Source organism: Streptomyces sp. NPDC060205 (assembly GCF_042728395.1).
GTDB lineage: Bacteria > Actinomycetota > Actinomycetes > Streptomycetales > Streptomycetaceae > Streptomyces.
On the sequence record NZ_JBHWZP010000249.1, the window covers coordinates 1 to 14,053 of the forward strand.

The window sequence follows — 14,053 nt, forward strand, 5'->3', positions numbered from 1 at the left end:
GGGGCCGTGCCGGTACGCCGTGGTCCGCCGCCCCCGGGCATACGGAACTCCGCTGACATGGGGAGCTGCGTTCGGAAGGGCTACGCGGCGGACCACGGCGTACCGGCACGGCCCCGCCCGCCCACGACCGTGCCCGCCCACGACCGTGCCCGCCCACCACCGACTAGCGTGCTCTTCATGACCGCCGCCGAAGAAGAACAGACCGCAGCCCACCCCCGTTTCGCCGAGGCCGTAAGGAAGTTGGGGCTAGACGACCTGCTCCCGCGGGTCCGCCGCTTCCCGGAGGCGACCCGCACCGCCGCCGAGGCCGCCACGGCACTCGGCTGCGAACTCAGCGAGATCTGCAAGTCGTTGATCTTCGCCGCGGACGGCGTCCCGGTCCTCGTCCTCATGGACGGCTCCTCCCGCGTGGACCTCGACCTCGTACAGCACGCACTGGGCGCCGAGAGGGTCACCCGGGCCAGGGCGGACCTCGTACGCGAGACGACGGGATACGCGATCGGTGGCGTACCCCCCTTCGGACACCGCAGCAAGACCCGTGTTCTGGCGGACCGTTCCCTGCTGGACCACGACATCGTGTGGGCCGCCGCGGGCACCCCGTACTCCGTGTTCCCGATGGCCCCGAGGACCCTGATCGACCACGCCGGCGGCACCCTGGTGGACGTCCGCGAGCAGTCCGCGTGACTCCGCTGGTCACCGCGGCCGTCCTGGCCGCGGCGGTCACCCACGCCGGCTGGAACGCGCTGGCCCACCACATCACCGACAAACTGGTCGGCTTCACGCTGATAGCGGGCGGGGGAGCGCTCATCGGCCTAGCCATGGTGCCGTTCGTCCCGTTCCCCGCCGCAAAGGCCTGGCCGTACCTGATCGTCTCGGCGGTCGTCCACGTCGCGTACTACGTCCTCCTCATGCGCTCCTTCCGGCTGGGCGACTTCGGCCAGGCGTACCCCATCGCGCGCGGCACCGCGCCCCTGGTGGTCACCCTGCTCGCGGCACTCTTCGCGCACGAGGTGCCCGACGGCTGGGCGGCCGCGGGCATCGCCGTGTCGTGCGCGGGCCTGACCGGGGTCGCCCTGTGGGGCCTGCGCGGAAGCCGCCCGAACTGGGCGGCGATCGTCGCGGCGCTCGCGACGGGCCTGACCATCGCGGCGTACACGGTCGTGGACGGCCTGGGCGTACGCGCCTCGGGCTCCTCCCTCGCCTACATCGCCTGGCTGATGGCGGTGGAGGGCGTGGCGATCCCGGCGTACGCGCTGTACCGCTGGCGCGGCGAATTCCTCCCCGTCCTACGCCCGTTCGCCGCCGTAGGCCTCCTCGGCGCAGCCCTGTCCGTCGCCGCGTACGGCCTGGTCCTATGGGCCCAGACCCGAGCGGAACTGGCCCCGGTGGCGGCGCTGCGCGAGTCGAGCATCATCGTGGGCGCGGCAATAGGAGCGGTCTTCTTCAAGGAACGCTTCGGCGCCCCACGCATCGCGGCGGCGGGCCTGCTGGTGGTGGGGATAGGCCTGATGCTGCACGCGGGCTAGGCGTCGTACGGGGCCGGGCCCCTCAGGGGCGCGGGGAACTGCGCGACCGGCCCCCACCGGCCCGGCAGCCGACACACGACCCGCCGTACGCGGACCCGTCTGCACCTGCACGACTCGTGTTGGCGGGCTCTACGCCCCCAAAACCCCCCGCACAGCCCGCACCAACCCCTGCGCCCGCGGATCCGCCGTGACCGTCTTGCGGAAGCCGTTCGTGACGTAGGCGAACGCGATTCCCGTCTCGGGGTCGGCGAAGCCCAGGGAGCCGCCTCTGCCCGGGTGGCCGAAGGAGCCGGGGGACAGGAACGGGGAGGCCGAGCCGTGGAGCATGTAGCCGAGGCCGAAGCGGGTGTTGACGACCAGGACGCGGTCCGGGCCCGCCGACTCCTGCGTGCGGGCCGCCGCCAGGGTCGACGGAGTGAACAGGCGTGTGCCGCCGTCCACTTCGCCGATCAGGGACGCGTAGAAGCGGGCCAGCCCGTCCGCCGTCGCGATGCCGTTCGTCGCGGGGAGCGCCGCCGCCCGGTACGCCGGGTCGTTCTGGTCCGGGAACGGGGTGATCGCCGCGAAGGCCCGCCGGGTGAGGGAGTCAGGGTTCTCGTACGCCTCCGTCACCGACTGTTTCGGGCGGGCGCGCAGGCCCGCGCCGCCGTTCTCCGGGGTCTGTGCGCGGCCCACCCTGCCGACCCGGGCCGCCTCCCGCTCCGGCAGCCCGACCCACAGGTCCGCGCCCACCGGGCCCGCGATCTCCCGCGCGATCCAGTCGCCGATGCCGTCGCCCGTGACGCGCCGCAGCAGCTCACCGGCCAGCCAGCCGTACGTCAGCGCGTGGTAACCGTGGTCCGTGCCGGGCTCCCACACCGGGGCCTGCCGGGCGACCGCCTCGGCACCCCGCAGCGGGTCCAGCGACTCCTCGGGCGTGAGCGGGTGGTCCAGGACCGGCAGCCCGGCCCGGTGCGAGAGGACGTGCCGGACCAGCACCCGCTCCTTGCCCGCCGCCTTGAACCCGGGCCAGTACTCGCCCACCGGCGCGTCCAGGTCGAGCAGTCCCCGCTGGTGGAGGAGGAGGAGCGCCGCCGCCGCGACCCCCTTCGTCGCCGAGCGCACGATCTGCGCGGTGTCGCGCGCCCACGGCTCCGCGCCGTCGATGTCCTTCGTGCCCGCCCACAGGTCCACGACCTTGTGCCCGTCCCGGTACACCGCGACCGCCGCGCCCCGGTCCCCGAGCGCCTCGAAGTTCCGTACGAACGCCGCCTCGACCGGCTCGAAGCCCTCGGCCACTGAGCCGTTCACATCCACCACGTCCGTACCCGTACCCTTCGCCGCGCGAGCGTCACGCGCCCATTGTCACCGAGCGCGGATCGAAGCCGAACGGCAGCTCCAGGCGGTGCTCCCGCATCAGCTCCTCGTCGGAGAGCAGTTCACCGGTGCGGCCGTCCGCGGCGATCACGCCGTCGCTGAGGATCAGGGCACGGGGGCACAGTTCGAGCGCGTACGGCAGATCGTGCGTGACCATCAGCACGGTCACGTCCAACGAGCGCAGGATGTCGGCGAGTTCGCGCCGCGAGGCGGGGTCGAGGTTGGAGGACGGCTCGTCGAGGACGAGGATCTCCGGCTCCATCGCCAGCACGGTCGCGACCGCCACCCGGCGCCGCTGGCCGAAGGAGAGGTGGTGCGGCGGACGGTCGGCGAAGGCCTCCATGCCGACCTGTTCGAGCGCCGTGCGCACCCGCGCCTCCAACTCGGGCCCCTTCAGCCCGGCGGAGGCGGGCCCGAACGCCACGTCCTCGCGCACGCTCGGCATGAAGAGCTGGTCGTCCGGGTCCTGGAAGACGATGCCGACCTTCCGCCGGATCTCCGCCATGTGCTTCTTGCCGACGGGCAGCCCGGCGACCGTGACCGTGCCCGCGCCGCCGGTCAGGATGCCGTTGAGGTGGAGCACGAGGGTCGTCTTGCCTGCGCCGTTCGGGCCGAGCAGCGCCACGCGCTCGCCCCGGCCGACGCTGAAGTCCACGCCGAAGAGGGCCTGGTGCCCGTCGGGATAGGCGAAGGCCAGCCCGGCCACGTCGAGCGAGGGGGCGGGGGAGGGGAGCGCAGGAGGCGAGTTCACAGGGTCCATCCCAGCAGACATACGACGAGTGCGGCGCACGGCAGGGCGAAGGCGTACGACCACTGCGCGCGCGACGCGGTCACCTCGTCGATGACCGGCATCGAACCGGTGTAGCCCCGGCTCACCATGGCCAGGTGCACCCGTTCCCCGCGCTCGTAGGAGCGGATGAACAGGGCGCCGGCGGACTTGGCGAGGACGCTCCAGGAGCGGATGCCACGGGCTTCGAAGCCGCGCGACTCCCGCGCGATCCGCATGCGCCGCATCTCGTCCGTGATGACGTCCCCGTACCGGATCATGAAGGACGCGATCTGTACGAGGAGCGGTGGGAGCTTCAGGCGCTGGAGGCCCAGGAGGAGTTCGCGCAGCTCGGTCGTCGAGGCGAGCAGTACGGACGCGGCGACCCCGAGCGTGCCCTTGGCGAGGACGTTCCAGGCGCCCCACAGGCCGTTCACGCTCAGGGAGAGCCCGAGCACGTCGACCCGCTCGCCCTGCGCCACGAAGGGCATCAGCACGGCGAAGGCCACGAACGGCACCTCGATCAGCAGCCGCTTCAGTACGAAGCCGGCGGGGACGCGGGCCGCGTACGCCACGCCCGCCAGCAGCAGCGCGTACAGCCCGAAGGCCCACATCGCCTCGCGCGGGGTGGAGACGACGACCAGCACGAAGGCGAAGACGGCGGCGAGCTTGGTGTGCGGCGGCAGTCCGTGCACGGGCGAGTGTCCGTGCCGGTAGAGCCGGTGCGCGTGGCCTGCTCCCATGTCAGACGGACTCGCCGACCTGGGAGGGCCCGCTCTGGTTCTCGGGCGTACGGCGCCTGCGGACGGCCCAGAAGACGCCCGTGCCCGCGACGATCGTGACGCCCACGCCGATCACGCCCGCGAGGCCGCCGGAGATCCGGCTGTTGGTGAGGCCTTCGACGCCGTAGTCGGCGAGCGGCGAGTCGGCGGCGGCGTGGTCCTCGACCTTGGCGTCGATGCCCTTGTCGGAGGCGACCTTCTCCAGGCCGTCGGGGTTCGCCGAGGCGTAGAAGCTGACGAACCCGGCGAGGACGAGGGAGGTGGCGAGCCCCGCCAGCCACACCTTGCGGTGGGACCGGGCGGCGGCGGGGACGGGCTCGGCGGCGGGGGTGTCGACCAGTTCGCCGTTGACCCGCAGCTTCAGGGGCGCGGTCAGCCCGCGGGCCCCGTACACGAGGTCCGGGCGTACGGCGATGACGGCGCCGACCGTCAGGGCCGTGATCGCGGCCTCACCGATGCCGATGAGGACGTGCACGCCGACCATGGCGGTGAAGACCTGCCCGATCGGGACGTCCGTGGTGCCCCCGACCGCGTAGATCAGGGTGAAGGCCACGGCGGCGGCAGGGACGGAGATCACAGCGGCGACGAACGCCGAGACGGTAATGGACCGACGCTTCCTGGGCAGGAGTTTTACGAGGCCGCGGAAGACGGCGTAGGCCACGACCGTGGTGACCACCGCCATGTTCGTGATGTTCACGCCGAGCGCCGTGAGGCCGCCGTCCGCGAAGAGGATGCCCTGCATGAGGAGCACGACCGACACGCACAGGACCCCGGTGAAGGGGCCCACGAGTATCGCGGCGAGCGCGCCTCCGAGCAGATGTCCGCTGGTCCCGGCCGCGACCGGGAAGTTCAGCATCTGCACGGCGAAGATGAACGCGGCGACCAGTCCCGCGAGCGGGGCCGTGCGTTCGTCGAGCTCACGGCGGGCGCCGCGCAGGCTCACCGCGACCGCCGTGGCGGCCACGGCTCCGGCGGCGACGGAGACGGGCGCGTTGATGAATCCGTCGGGCACGTGCATGGAGGGCTCCGCTTCCGGGGGCAGGCCGACTGGCGATAACCGTTCGATGATAGTGGCTTAATGCGAACAGCTTGCAAGAGCGAGGTGACCCCGAATACGGCTACGACTCAGCTGGGAGCGCATATCGGAAAATATGCGACATTAGATATGGATCAGTTCAAAGAGGGAGCGATCGATGTCCGCCGTTGAGCAGTACGCGCGCGCCCACATCGTGACGGACGAGGCGCAGGATCCGCCCGCCGTGCCGGTGGCCCTTCGATACGACCCGGACGCCGACCCCCGACGGGTGCACATCATGCTGCCCGGCCACCACGAGTGGGTCTTCGCCCGCGACCTGCTCGAACAGGGGCTACGGGCGCCGGCCGCCGCCGGTGACGTACGCATCTGGCCCTGCGGCCGGGTCCAGGCCGTCATGGAGTTCCACTCGGCGAAGGGAGTGGCGGTCGTGCAGTTCGAGGCGAAGACGCTGATCCGCTTCCTGCGCCGGACGTACACGGCCACCCCCGTGTCGTCGAACTGAACCGGCCGCCCCGACCGGTTCAGCCACCCCGCGGGGGCCGCACCTCCGCCGACAGCGACCGTACGCCGACCGGCTGGGACCCCGCCCCGACCGGCAGCGGCCCCGCCCCGACCGGCAGCGGCCCCGCCCAGGTCCCTGCCCCGGTCAGCTGCCCGCCTTCAGCAGCGCCGCCACGATCGGTCCGGCCGTCTCGCCGCCGTGCCCGCCCTGCTGGACCACACCCGCGGCGGCCAGATCGCCCTTCCAGGCCGTGAACCAGCCGTTGGGCTTCTTCTGGTTGTCGACCTCCGCGGAGCCGGTCTTGGCTCCGAAGTCCGGGCCGAGCCCGGCCATGGCCTCCGCCGCCGTACCGGCCGCGGCCGTGTACTGCAGGAGCTCCTTGAGCTGGGCCTGCGTGTCGGCCGACAGCGAGCGGGTCCCCTTCGCGAGGGTCCGGTCGTCGACGGTCGGAGACACCAGATAGGGCTGACGGAACGTGCCCGTCTTGGCCGTGGCGACGACCGACGCCATGTTCAGCGGGTTCATCCGCACCCCGCCCTGCCCGATCAGCGAGGCCGCCTTCTGGGCCTGCGACTGCACCGGCACCGAGCCGTCGAAGGTCGGCACCCCGATCGCCCAGTTGTCCATGCCGAGACCGAACACCTGCTGGGCCTGCTTGGTCAGGTCGTCGTCGCTCAGCTTCTTGGCCTGGCTGATGAAGGCCGTGTTGCAGGAGCGCGCGAAGCTCGCCTTGAACGTGCCGCCCTTGATCTCGAACTTGTCGTCGTTCTGGAACTTCCAGCCGCCGTACGTCGAGTACTTGGGGCAGGGGTGCTCCTTGTTCACCGACGCGAGCCCCTTGTCGATGAGCAGCGAGGCCGTGACGATCTTCATCGTCGAGCCGGGGGCCAGCGAGCCCTGGAACGCGGTGTTGAAGCCGTGCCCCGAGTTCGCGACGGCCAGGATCTCGCCGGTCGACGGCCTGATCATCACCGCCGATGCCTTGGACTTCGCGGCCACCTGCTCCTCGGCGGTCGCCTGAAGGGCCGGGCTGAGCGTCGTACGGACCGTGCCCGGCGTGCCCTTGCTCAGCTCCAGCAGCGTCTTGTCGGGGTTCTTGTCGGAGGCGTCCGACTTCTTCGCCGTACCGGCGTCGCTGCCCTTGGCGTCCTCGGAGCCGGCGCGGACCACCCGCAGTTCGACGCCCGCCTTGCCGCCGGCCTTCTTGCCGTACTTCTCCCGCAGACCGTCCAGGACCGTCCCCAGCGAGGGGTACTTGGCGGTGGTCAGCTCGCCGCCGTCCCGGTCCAGGGCCTTGACGGGAGGCGTCCCGGCCTCGCCGGTGACCAGCCTGTCGCCGTCCTCCAGCTCCGGGTGCACGACCGCCGCGTGCCAGTCGACCAGCGGCTTGCCGTCCTTGGCGCGCCGCACGACGGTCAGCTCGGACTCGTACGCGAGCGGCTTGGTCAGGGTCTTGTACGCGACCGTGCCCTTGACGGCGAACGGCACGGCGTCCCCGGTGCGCTTCTTGGCCGTCAGCGTCACATCCTCGATGTACGCCTCCTTGCCGTAGCCCGTGAGCAGGGCGCGCGCGGCCGTGGCGTCGTTCGTCGCGGCGGCGGCCTTCTCCACGTCACCGCTCTGCCAGGCCGTGAGGAAGGCGGTCGCCGTGGACTTCACCTCGGCCGCCGACAGCGGCCCGCTCTTCACGGCCTCGGCGCCGGAGGACGAGCCCGCGTCGGCCACCGCTCCGCCGCCGTACAGGGCGTAGACGCCGAACCCCGCACCACCGACGACAACGGCGATCATCCCGCCGATGACGGCGGGCTTCGTCTTCGTCCTGCCGCGCTCAGGTGCGCGCCTTCTGTTCCCCACGGCTTCCGTTCCTTCGCTGCTTCCCCGACGCCCTCAACGGCTCTCCACGAGTCTGCGCCGGCTCCAGGAGTTCCCCGTACGCCCCTCGAAATCCCCACCGGCGCTACTTGAACGAGAGCCACCACCCTAGAGTCCCGGCCTGTGAGGGTGAGTTCAGCCGCCTGTCCGTAGCACAGCTGCGACAATCGGACCCGCCGCGTCCCCTCCGTGACCGCCCTCCTCCGTCATGGCCGCGGCCGCGACATCGCCGCGGAAGCCGGTGAACCAGCTGTCGGACGTCTCCTGGCCGTCGACCTCGGCGGAGCCGGTCTTGGCGCCGATGTCACCGCCGAGCCCCGACATCGCCTGCGCGCCGGTGCCGCTGGTCGCGGTGAGCCGCATCATCTGCTTCAGCTGCTGGGAGGTGCCGGACGGCAGACCGCGCGCGGTGGCCATCTCGCGGTCGTCGAGCTTCGGCGACACCAGGTAGGGCTGGCGGAACGTGCCCGTGATCGCGGTCGCGGTGACCGACGCCATGTTCAGCGGGTTCATCTGGACCTCGCCCTGGCCGATCGCGTTGGCGGCGCGGTTCGGGCCGCCGGAGGCGGGGACGCTCCCGTCGAAGGAGACGATGCCCGTCTTCCAGTCCTTGCCGATGCCGAACCGCTCCTGCGCCTCGGTGGTGAGCGACTCGTCCGTGAGCGGCCGTGCGTCGGAGCCGTCGACGAGCTTCACGAAGGCCGTGTTGCACGAACGCATGAAGCTGTTCGCGAGCGTGGCCTTCTCGTCGGGCTCCATGCCCGTGAGGTTCTTGAAGGTCTGGCTCTGCCAGGTCGCGGTCGGCGGACAGGGCGCCGGGCTGTTCATCGCGGTCACGCCGTTGTCGATGAACATCGCCGCGGTGATGATCTTCATGGTGGAGCCGGGCGCGACCTTGCCCTGGAAGGCCGCGTTGAAGGCGTCCCCGCGGTGGTTCGCGACCGCCAGCACCTCGCCGGTGCTCGGCTTCACGGCGACCACCGACGACTCCGCGTACCGCGTGACGGCCTTCTCCGCGGCGGCCTGCGCGCCCGCGCTGATCGTCGTCCGCAGCTTGCCGGCCCTGCCCTTGGCGAGCGTGACCAGTGTGGTGTCGCCCGCGCTCTCGCTCTCGTGCTGGATCGCGAGCTCGACGCCGGGGGTGCCGCCCGCCTTGTCGCCGTACCGCTCGCGCAGGGTGTCGAGCACGGGTCCGAGGGACGGGTACTTCTCCTTCGTCAGGACGGTGCCGTTACGGTCCACCGCCTCGATGGGCGGGCTCGCCGCCTCGCCCGTGACCAGAGTGTCGCCCTTCTTGAGGTCCGGGTGCAGCACGGCCGGCTGCCAGTCGACCAGTGCCCGGCCCGAGGTCTTCCCCCGCACGACGGCCAGCTCGCTCCGGTAGGCCAGCGGCTTGCTCTTCCCCTCGTACGACACGGTGGCCGACACCTTGAACGGCACGGTCGTGCCCGTCGCCGTACCGGGCGTGATCTTCACCTTCCCGATGTGCGCCTGGCCGCCGTAGGCGACGAGCAGCTCCTTGGCGCCCAGGGCGTTGTTCGTCAGATCCGCGGCGGTGGGGGCGTCCCCCTGCTCCCAGGCGGTGAAGAACTTCTCGGAGGTCTCCCGCACCTCGTCGCCGGAGGGCGGCCCGGTCCTCTCGGCCGCGGCGGCGGAACCCCCGTCCCCGCTGACGGCGGTCACGATGTTGTACGCGCCGTACCCCGCGCCCCCCACCATCACGGCGAACACCCCGCCGACCAAGCCGACCTTGACCCCGCTCCGCATCCCGCGTCCCCTCCCCGGTCCTCCCCGTGCACTGTTCTGAACGCGTTCAGAACGGTGTCCCTGTGTCGCACTGTATGCGGGGAGAGTGACGGATGGGGGTGCTGTTCCCCGATCGTTAGACGCGCGGAGCCCGGTCGGCGGACGGAACGGGCCTGGTCCGTCAGGCGGCGCACGCCTCGGCGACGGCCAGGCCGTCCTCGTAGAGATGGTGGCGGGTGATCCGGCCGCCCCCGACGGTGAGACGCAGCGCGAACGGCCCCTCGAAGGACTTCCCCGTCGCCCGTACGGTCCCCGACACCCACCCCGTCAGCACCGCGTCGGCGCCGTCGACGAGGAAGGCGTCGACGGACACCCGCGCGTCCTCGGGCACGGTGTGCTCGGCCAGTTCCACGGCCTGCGCGGCGCACTCGGCGGCGGTGGACCGCGGCCGGATCCACGGCACACCGGGATTCTCGGCGAGCACCCAGTCGACGCGCTCGGCGAAGATCTCCACGAGCCGCCCGGTGTCCCCGGCGACCCGGGCGGCCAGGAACTCCTCCACGACGGCCCGGGTGACCGCACCGCTGACATCTGCTGTCGCGCTGGAACCGACGGACATGACGCTCTCCTCGCTACCACGACCGGATCCCGGCGACGGTGGCCGCCGAGGTGCCTGATCCTGCCGGGGGCGAGGAGAACGGTCGATTACTTCGGGGGTAATGGGCGAGGTGAGGGACGGCGCCAACGGGCGGGCTAGACCCAGGTGTCCAGCCACATCCGGGCCCGCCAGCTGTCGATGGGGATCGCCTGGCCCGTGTAGATCGGCCAGAAGTAGATGAAGTTCCAGGCGATCAGGAGGACCAGGACGCCCGATGCCGCCGCGCCGATCACCCGGCGGCGTTCCGTGGCGCCCGGTGGGCCCAGCATCGCGCCGATCATCATCGCCACCGCCAGGCACAGGAAGGGGAGGAAGACGACCGCGTAGAAGAAGAAGATCGTGCGTTCCTGGTAGAGGAACCACGGGAGGTAGCCCGCCGCGATGCCGCAGGCGATCGCGCCCGCCCGCCAGTCGCGGCGGAAGATCCAACGCCACAGGACGTACAGGATCGCGAAGGCCGCGGCCCACCACAGGAGCGGGGTGCCGAGCGCCAGGACCTCGCGGGCGCACTTCTCGCCCGCGTCCGTCGGGCAGCCGTCCTTGCCGGGCAGCGGCGACTCGTAGAAGTACGAGACCGGGCGGCCCGTGACGATCCAGCTCCACGGGTTCGACTGGTACGTGTGCGGGGAGTGCAGGCCGACATGGAAGTCGTACACCTGGGTCTCGTAGTGCCACAGGCTGCGCCACCAGTCGGGGAACAGCCAGGACCACTCGCTGGTGCGGCCGTCGGCGGTGGCCCAGTTGCGGTAGTAGCCGCCCTTGCCGTCGGTGGCGGACAGGAACCAGCCCGTCCAGGAGACGAGATAGGTGACGATCGCCACCGGGACCGTGGAGAGGAACGCCCAGCCCACGTCGCGCCTGAGGACCGCCACGTAGGGGCGGCGGGCGCCCGCCACCCGCCGGGAGCCGACGTCCCACAGGACCGTCATCAGGCCGAACGCGACAAGGATGTAGAGGCCGTTCCACTTGGTGCCGATGGCGAGGCCGAGCATCAGGCCCGCCAGCAGCCGCCAGGGACGCAGGCCCAGACGGGTGGTCGTGGCGATGCGGGAGTCCGGGCGTACGACCCCGTCGGCGTCCGGGGGCAGCGCGGCGGCCAGGCGTTCGCGGGACTTGTCGCGGTCGACGACCAGGCAGCCGAAGGCCGCGAGGACGAAGAACATCAGCACCTGGTCGAGCAGCGCGGTGCGGCTCATCACGAAGTGCAGGCCGTCCACGGCCATCAGCGCGCCCGCCAGGCACCCGAGGAACGTCGAGCGGAACAGGCGGCGGCCGATCCGGCACAGCATCAGCACGGACAGCGTGCCGAGCAGGGCCGTCATGAACCGCCAGCCGAACGGCGTGAACCCGAACATCCACTCGCCGAGCCCGATGACGTACTTGCCGACCGGCGGGTGGACCACGTAGGCGGCGTCCGTCGGGATCCGGACGCTGTCGCCGTGCTGCAGGACCAGGTCGTTGGCGTCCTTGGCCCAGTTGACCTCGAATCCGCGGTGGATGAGCGCCCAGGCGTCCTTGGCGTAGTACGTCTCGTCGAATATCACCGCCTTCGGGCTGCCCAGGTTCCAGAACCGCGTCAGGCCCGCCAGCAGCGTGACGAGCAGCGGGCCGCCCCACGCCGACCAGCGGACGACGCGGGCGGCGGCCTCCTGGCGGAGCCCGATCGCCGCCCACAGACGTGGGCCGGGCTCGGTGTACGCGGGCACGAGGCGGTCGCGGACGTCGTCTCTGGATCCGGCCGTGTGGCCGAACCTGCGCAGCCGCTGCTGCCACGACGGCCGCTGCTCTTCGACGCCCTGTCCCTGCCGGGTGTCCGTGGAGGACGCGGTACTTGTCACCGCGCCATCGTAGGGAACAGGTCTGTGTGAGTCCCGCGGGCCGCCCCTGCGAGGATGGAACCGTGACAGGAACCGGTGGGACCGCGGCAGGAATCCTCGTACTCGCAGGCACGCCCATCGGGGACATCGCGGACGCACCGCCCCGCCTCGCGGCGGAGCTCGCGGGGGCCGACGTCATCGCCGCCGAGGACACCCGGCGGCTGCGCCGGCTGACCCAGGGCCTCGACGTCCAGCCGACCGGACGGGTCGTGTCCTACTTCGAGGGCAACGAGTCCGCGCGCACGCCCGAACTGGTCGAGGCGCTGGCCGGCGGCGCGCGCGTGCTGCTCGTGACCGACGCCGGGATGCCGTCCGTGTCCGACCCGGGCTACCGGCTCGTCGCCGCCGCCGTCGAGAAGGACATCAAGGTCACGGCCGTGCCCGGCCCGTCCGCCGTGCTCACCGCGCTCGCGCTGTCCGGGCTGCCCGTCGACCGGTTCTGCTTCGAGGGATTCCTGCCGCGCAAGGCCGGCGAACGCCTCTCGCGGCTGCGCGAGGTCGAGGACGAGCGGCGCACGCTCGTCTTCTTCGAGGCCCCCCACCGCCTCGACGACACGCTCGCCGCGATGGCCGAGGTGTTCGGGGCGGAGCGGCGGGCCGCCGTCTGCCGCGAGCTGACGAAGACGTACGAGGAGGTCAAGCGGGGCCCGCTCGGGGACCTCGCCGTCTGGGCCGCGGAGGGCGTACGCGGCGAGATCACCGTCGTCGTCGAGGGCGCCCCGGAGAGGACCGAGGTGCTCGGCCCCGACGAACTGGTGCGCAGGGTGCGGGTGCGCGAGGAGGCGGGGGAGCGCCGCAAGGAGGCCATCGCCGCCGTCGCCGCGGACGCGGGCGTGCCCAAGCGGGAGGTCTTCGACGCGGTCGTCGCGGCGAAGAACGCGGAGCGCGCGGCCCCCTGAGCGGCCCCCTATGCGTCCCCTGAGTGGTCCCCTGTGCGGCCCCCTGAGCCGCCCCCTGAGTGGTCTTCGGCGCGGCCTTCGGAGCGGTGTTCGAGACGCCTCCGCGTGATCTCCGGGCCGCCGCGAGCCGCCTCCGGGTCGCCTTCGAACTGCCCCGGGGCCGCCTCCGAACCGGCTCCGGGCGTCCGTCGCGCGACCCCCTGGACGATCTGCTGTACGAGCGCGTGACCTGCTGAAAGAGGACGCGGCCGGCCCCGTCGAGGGAGCGCGCGGGCCCTCAGGGGAGCGCACGATTTCACAGGGGAGCGCACCGGCCCATGCGCTCGTAAAGGACCGCCGTCGAAAGCAAAGCCCCGACCGGGTATCGAGGGCCCTGCGACAAGGATCGGCCAAGACGGCTCCAACACTCGACAGGGGCGGTGCATTCGCGTCGGCGGAGGCGTCCACTGGAGGAAGGACAGACCCGTCCTCGTCCAGCGGACAAGAGGAGCTGGCATGAGTGAGATCGCAGGGCAGCCCGGTCGGATCACCGGCGGACCCGCACGCCGCGTCGACGCCGTCACGGCCACCGACACCGTCCACGAGTCGTATTCCTTCGCCTGCATGCGCTGCGGGCACGGCTGGGAGCAGTCGTACGAGATCGAGCACCACTTCGATGCCGAGGGAGCCCAGTTCGTGACGTACGTGGCGGACGGCCTGATCGTGCCGTCGCCGCTGAGCCGGCCGAGCTGTGTGAACTGCGACGGGCACATCGTGCGCATCATGCGGGCCGGCCAGGTGTCCTCGGCGCAGAACTCGATGCGCCGCACGCTGTCCGTACCGCCGATGAAGCGCGCCACGGTCACCGTGGTGCCCGCGGAGGCGGCACAGTCGCCCGAGGCGCCGCAGCCGCCCGAGACGGCGACCGCGCCCAAGCCGGTCCACCACTGGCATCTGTCCGACCTGCTGCACCCGTTCCACCACCGCAAGGCGGGCTGACGCAAGGCGGGATGACTCCCGGGCATCCCGGCGGCACGGGCGCCGGGTCCCTTCC

At 71.8% G+C, this 14,053-nt stretch carries 13 protein-coding genes; 5 read left to right on the forward strand and 8 right to left on the reverse strand.

Annotated elements, in window-relative coordinates; translation table 11 throughout:
• The first annotated feature begins 177 nt into the window (after nt 1-177).
• Nucleotides 178-684, forward strand: a complete 507-nt coding sequence (locus tag ACFWGJ_RS32330) for a YbaK/EbsC family protein (protein ID WP_387331780.1) — start codon at nt 178-180, stop codon at nt 682-684.
• Nucleotides 681-1,526 carry an EamA family transporter gene (locus ACFWGJ_RS32335; RefSeq protein ID WP_387331782.1) on the forward strand — a complete coding sequence of 282 codons (846 nt, stop codon included), beginning with the start codon at nt 681-683 and terminating at the stop codon, nt 1,524-1,526. Before ACFWGJ_RS32330 ends, ACFWGJ_RS32335 begins: the two co-directional genes overlap by 4 nt.
• 129 nt (nt 1,527-1,655) lie before the next feature.
• Here ACFWGJ_RS32335 and ACFWGJ_RS32340 read toward each other — a convergent pair whose 3' ends face one another.
• From ACFWGJ_RS32340 to ACFWGJ_RS32355, 4 genes are read right to left on the reverse strand one after another with little or no spacing between them, the layout of a single operon-like run.
• The gene (locus ACFWGJ_RS32340; RefSeq protein ID WP_387331803.1) at nt 1,656-2,822 is read right to left on the reverse strand and encodes a serine hydrolase domain-containing protein; all 1,167 of its coding nucleotides are present in this window, start codon (nt 2,820-2,822) and stop codon (nt 1,656-1,658) included.
• 34 nt (nt 2,823-2,856) lie between these two features.
• A complete protein-coding gene (locus ACFWGJ_RS32345) occupies nt 2,857-3,654 on the reverse strand; it encodes an energy-coupling factor ABC transporter ATP-binding protein (protein WP_387331784.1) in 798 nt (265 codons plus the stop codon).
• Nucleotides 3,630-4,391, reverse strand: a complete 762-nt coding sequence (gene cbiQ, locus ACFWGJ_RS32350; protein ID WP_387331786.1) for a cobalt ECF transporter T component CbiQ — start codon at nt 4,389-4,391, stop codon at nt 3,630-3,632. The genes ACFWGJ_RS32345 and cbiQ overlap by 25 nt, the downstream gene beginning before the upstream one ends.
• Before the next feature lies 1 nt (nt 4,392).
• Entirely contained in the window at nt 4,393-5,448 is a 1,056-nt protein-coding gene (locus ACFWGJ_RS32355) for an energy-coupling factor ABC transporter permease (RefSeq protein ID WP_387331788.1), read from the reverse strand.
• 175 nt (nt 5,449-5,623) lie between these two features.
• On the opposite strand from ACFWGJ_RS32355, the gene ACFWGJ_RS32360 reads away from it, so the two are divergent.
• Nucleotides 5,624-5,968: an SsgA family sporulation/cell division regulator gene (locus ACFWGJ_RS32360; protein ID WP_387331789.1), complete on the forward strand. Its 345-nt coding sequence runs from the start codon at nt 5,624-5,626 to the stop codon at nt 5,966-5,968.
• A gap of 144 nt (nt 5,969-6,112) precedes the next feature.
• Here the strand turns inward: ACFWGJ_RS32360 and ACFWGJ_RS32365 are convergent, their stop codons facing one another.
• The 4 genes from ACFWGJ_RS32365 to ACFWGJ_RS32380 all read right to left on the reverse strand — a co-directional run bounded on the left by ACFWGJ_RS32365 (nt 6,113) and on the right by ACFWGJ_RS32380 (nt 12,082).
• Entirely contained in the window at nt 6,113-7,822 is a 1,710-nt protein-coding gene (locus ACFWGJ_RS32365) for a penicillin-binding transpeptidase domain-containing protein (RefSeq protein WP_387331791.1), read from the reverse strand.
• A gap of 153 nt (nt 7,823-7,975) precedes the next feature.
• The gene (locus ACFWGJ_RS32370) at nt 7,976-9,607 is read right to left on the reverse strand and encodes a penicillin-binding transpeptidase domain-containing protein (RefSeq protein ID WP_387331793.1); all 1,632 of its coding nucleotides are present in this window, start codon (nt 9,605-9,607) and stop codon (nt 7,976-7,978) included.
• A 160-nt stretch (nt 9,608-9,767) separates the two neighbouring features.
• Entirely contained in the window at nt 9,768-10,205 is a 438-nt protein-coding gene (locus ACFWGJ_RS32375) for a nuclear transport factor 2 family protein (RefSeq protein WP_387331795.1), read from the reverse strand.
• A gap of 134 nt (nt 10,206-10,339) precedes the next feature.
• Nucleotides 10,340-12,082, reverse strand: coding sequence for a dolichyl-phosphate-mannose--protein mannosyltransferase (locus tag ACFWGJ_RS32380; protein WP_387331797.1), 1,743 nt, complete (start codon nt 12,080-12,082; stop codon nt 10,340-10,342).
• A 62-nt stretch (nt 12,083-12,144) separates the two neighbouring features.
• Between ACFWGJ_RS32380 and rsmI the strand changes: the two genes are divergently transcribed.
• Both rsmI and ACFWGJ_RS32390 read left to right on the forward strand, forming a co-directional pair.
• Nucleotides 12,145-13,020 (forward strand): 16S rRNA (cytidine(1402)-2'-O)-methyltransferase, encoded by an 876-nt coding sequence (gene rsmI / locus ACFWGJ_RS32385; RefSeq protein ID WP_387331799.1) that lies wholly within the window; start codon nt 12,145-12,147, stop codon nt 13,018-13,020.
• Between the two features lie 495 nt (nt 13,021-13,515).
• Entirely contained in the window at nt 13,516-13,998 is a 483-nt protein-coding gene (locus ACFWGJ_RS32390) for a hypothetical protein (RefSeq protein ID WP_387331801.1), read from the forward strand.
• Nucleotides 13,999-14,053: the final 55 nt, after the last annotated feature.

What these genes read in the sequence shown, in the direction of transcription:
- ACFWGJ_RS32345 (WP_387331784.1), bottom strand. Translation starts at nt 3,654, where the DNA reads ATGTCTGCTGGGATGGACCCTGTGAACTCGCCTCCTGCGCTCCCCTCC.
- ACFWGJ_RS32375 (WP_387331795.1), bottom strand. Translation starts at nt 10,205, where the DNA reads ATGTCCGTCGGTTCCAGCGCGACAGCAGATGTCAGCGGTGCGGTCACC.
- ACFWGJ_RS32390 (WP_387331801.1), top strand. Translation starts at nt 13,516, where the DNA reads ATGAGTGAGATCGCAGGGCAGCCCGGTCGGATCACCGGCGGACCCGCA.
- ACFWGJ_RS32370 (WP_387331793.1), bottom strand. Translation starts at nt 9,607, where the DNA reads ATGCGGAGCGGGGTCAAGGTCGGCTTGGTCGGCGGGGTGTTCGCCGTG.
- cbiQ (WP_387331786.1), bottom strand. Translation starts at nt 4,391, where the DNA reads ATGGGAGCAGGCCACGCGCACCGGCTCTACCGGCACGGACACTCGCCC.
- ACFWGJ_RS32330 (WP_387331780.1), top strand. Translation starts at nt 178, where the DNA reads ATGACCGCCGCCGAAGAAGAACAGACCGCAGCCCACCCCCGTTTCGCC.
- ACFWGJ_RS32355 (WP_387331788.1), bottom strand. Translation starts at nt 5,448, where the DNA reads ATGCACGTGCCCGACGGATTCATCAACGCGCCCGTCTCCGTCGCCGCC.
- ACFWGJ_RS32360 (WP_387331789.1), top strand. Translation starts at nt 5,624, where the DNA reads ATGTCCGCCGTTGAGCAGTACGCGCGCGCCCACATCGTGACGGACGAG.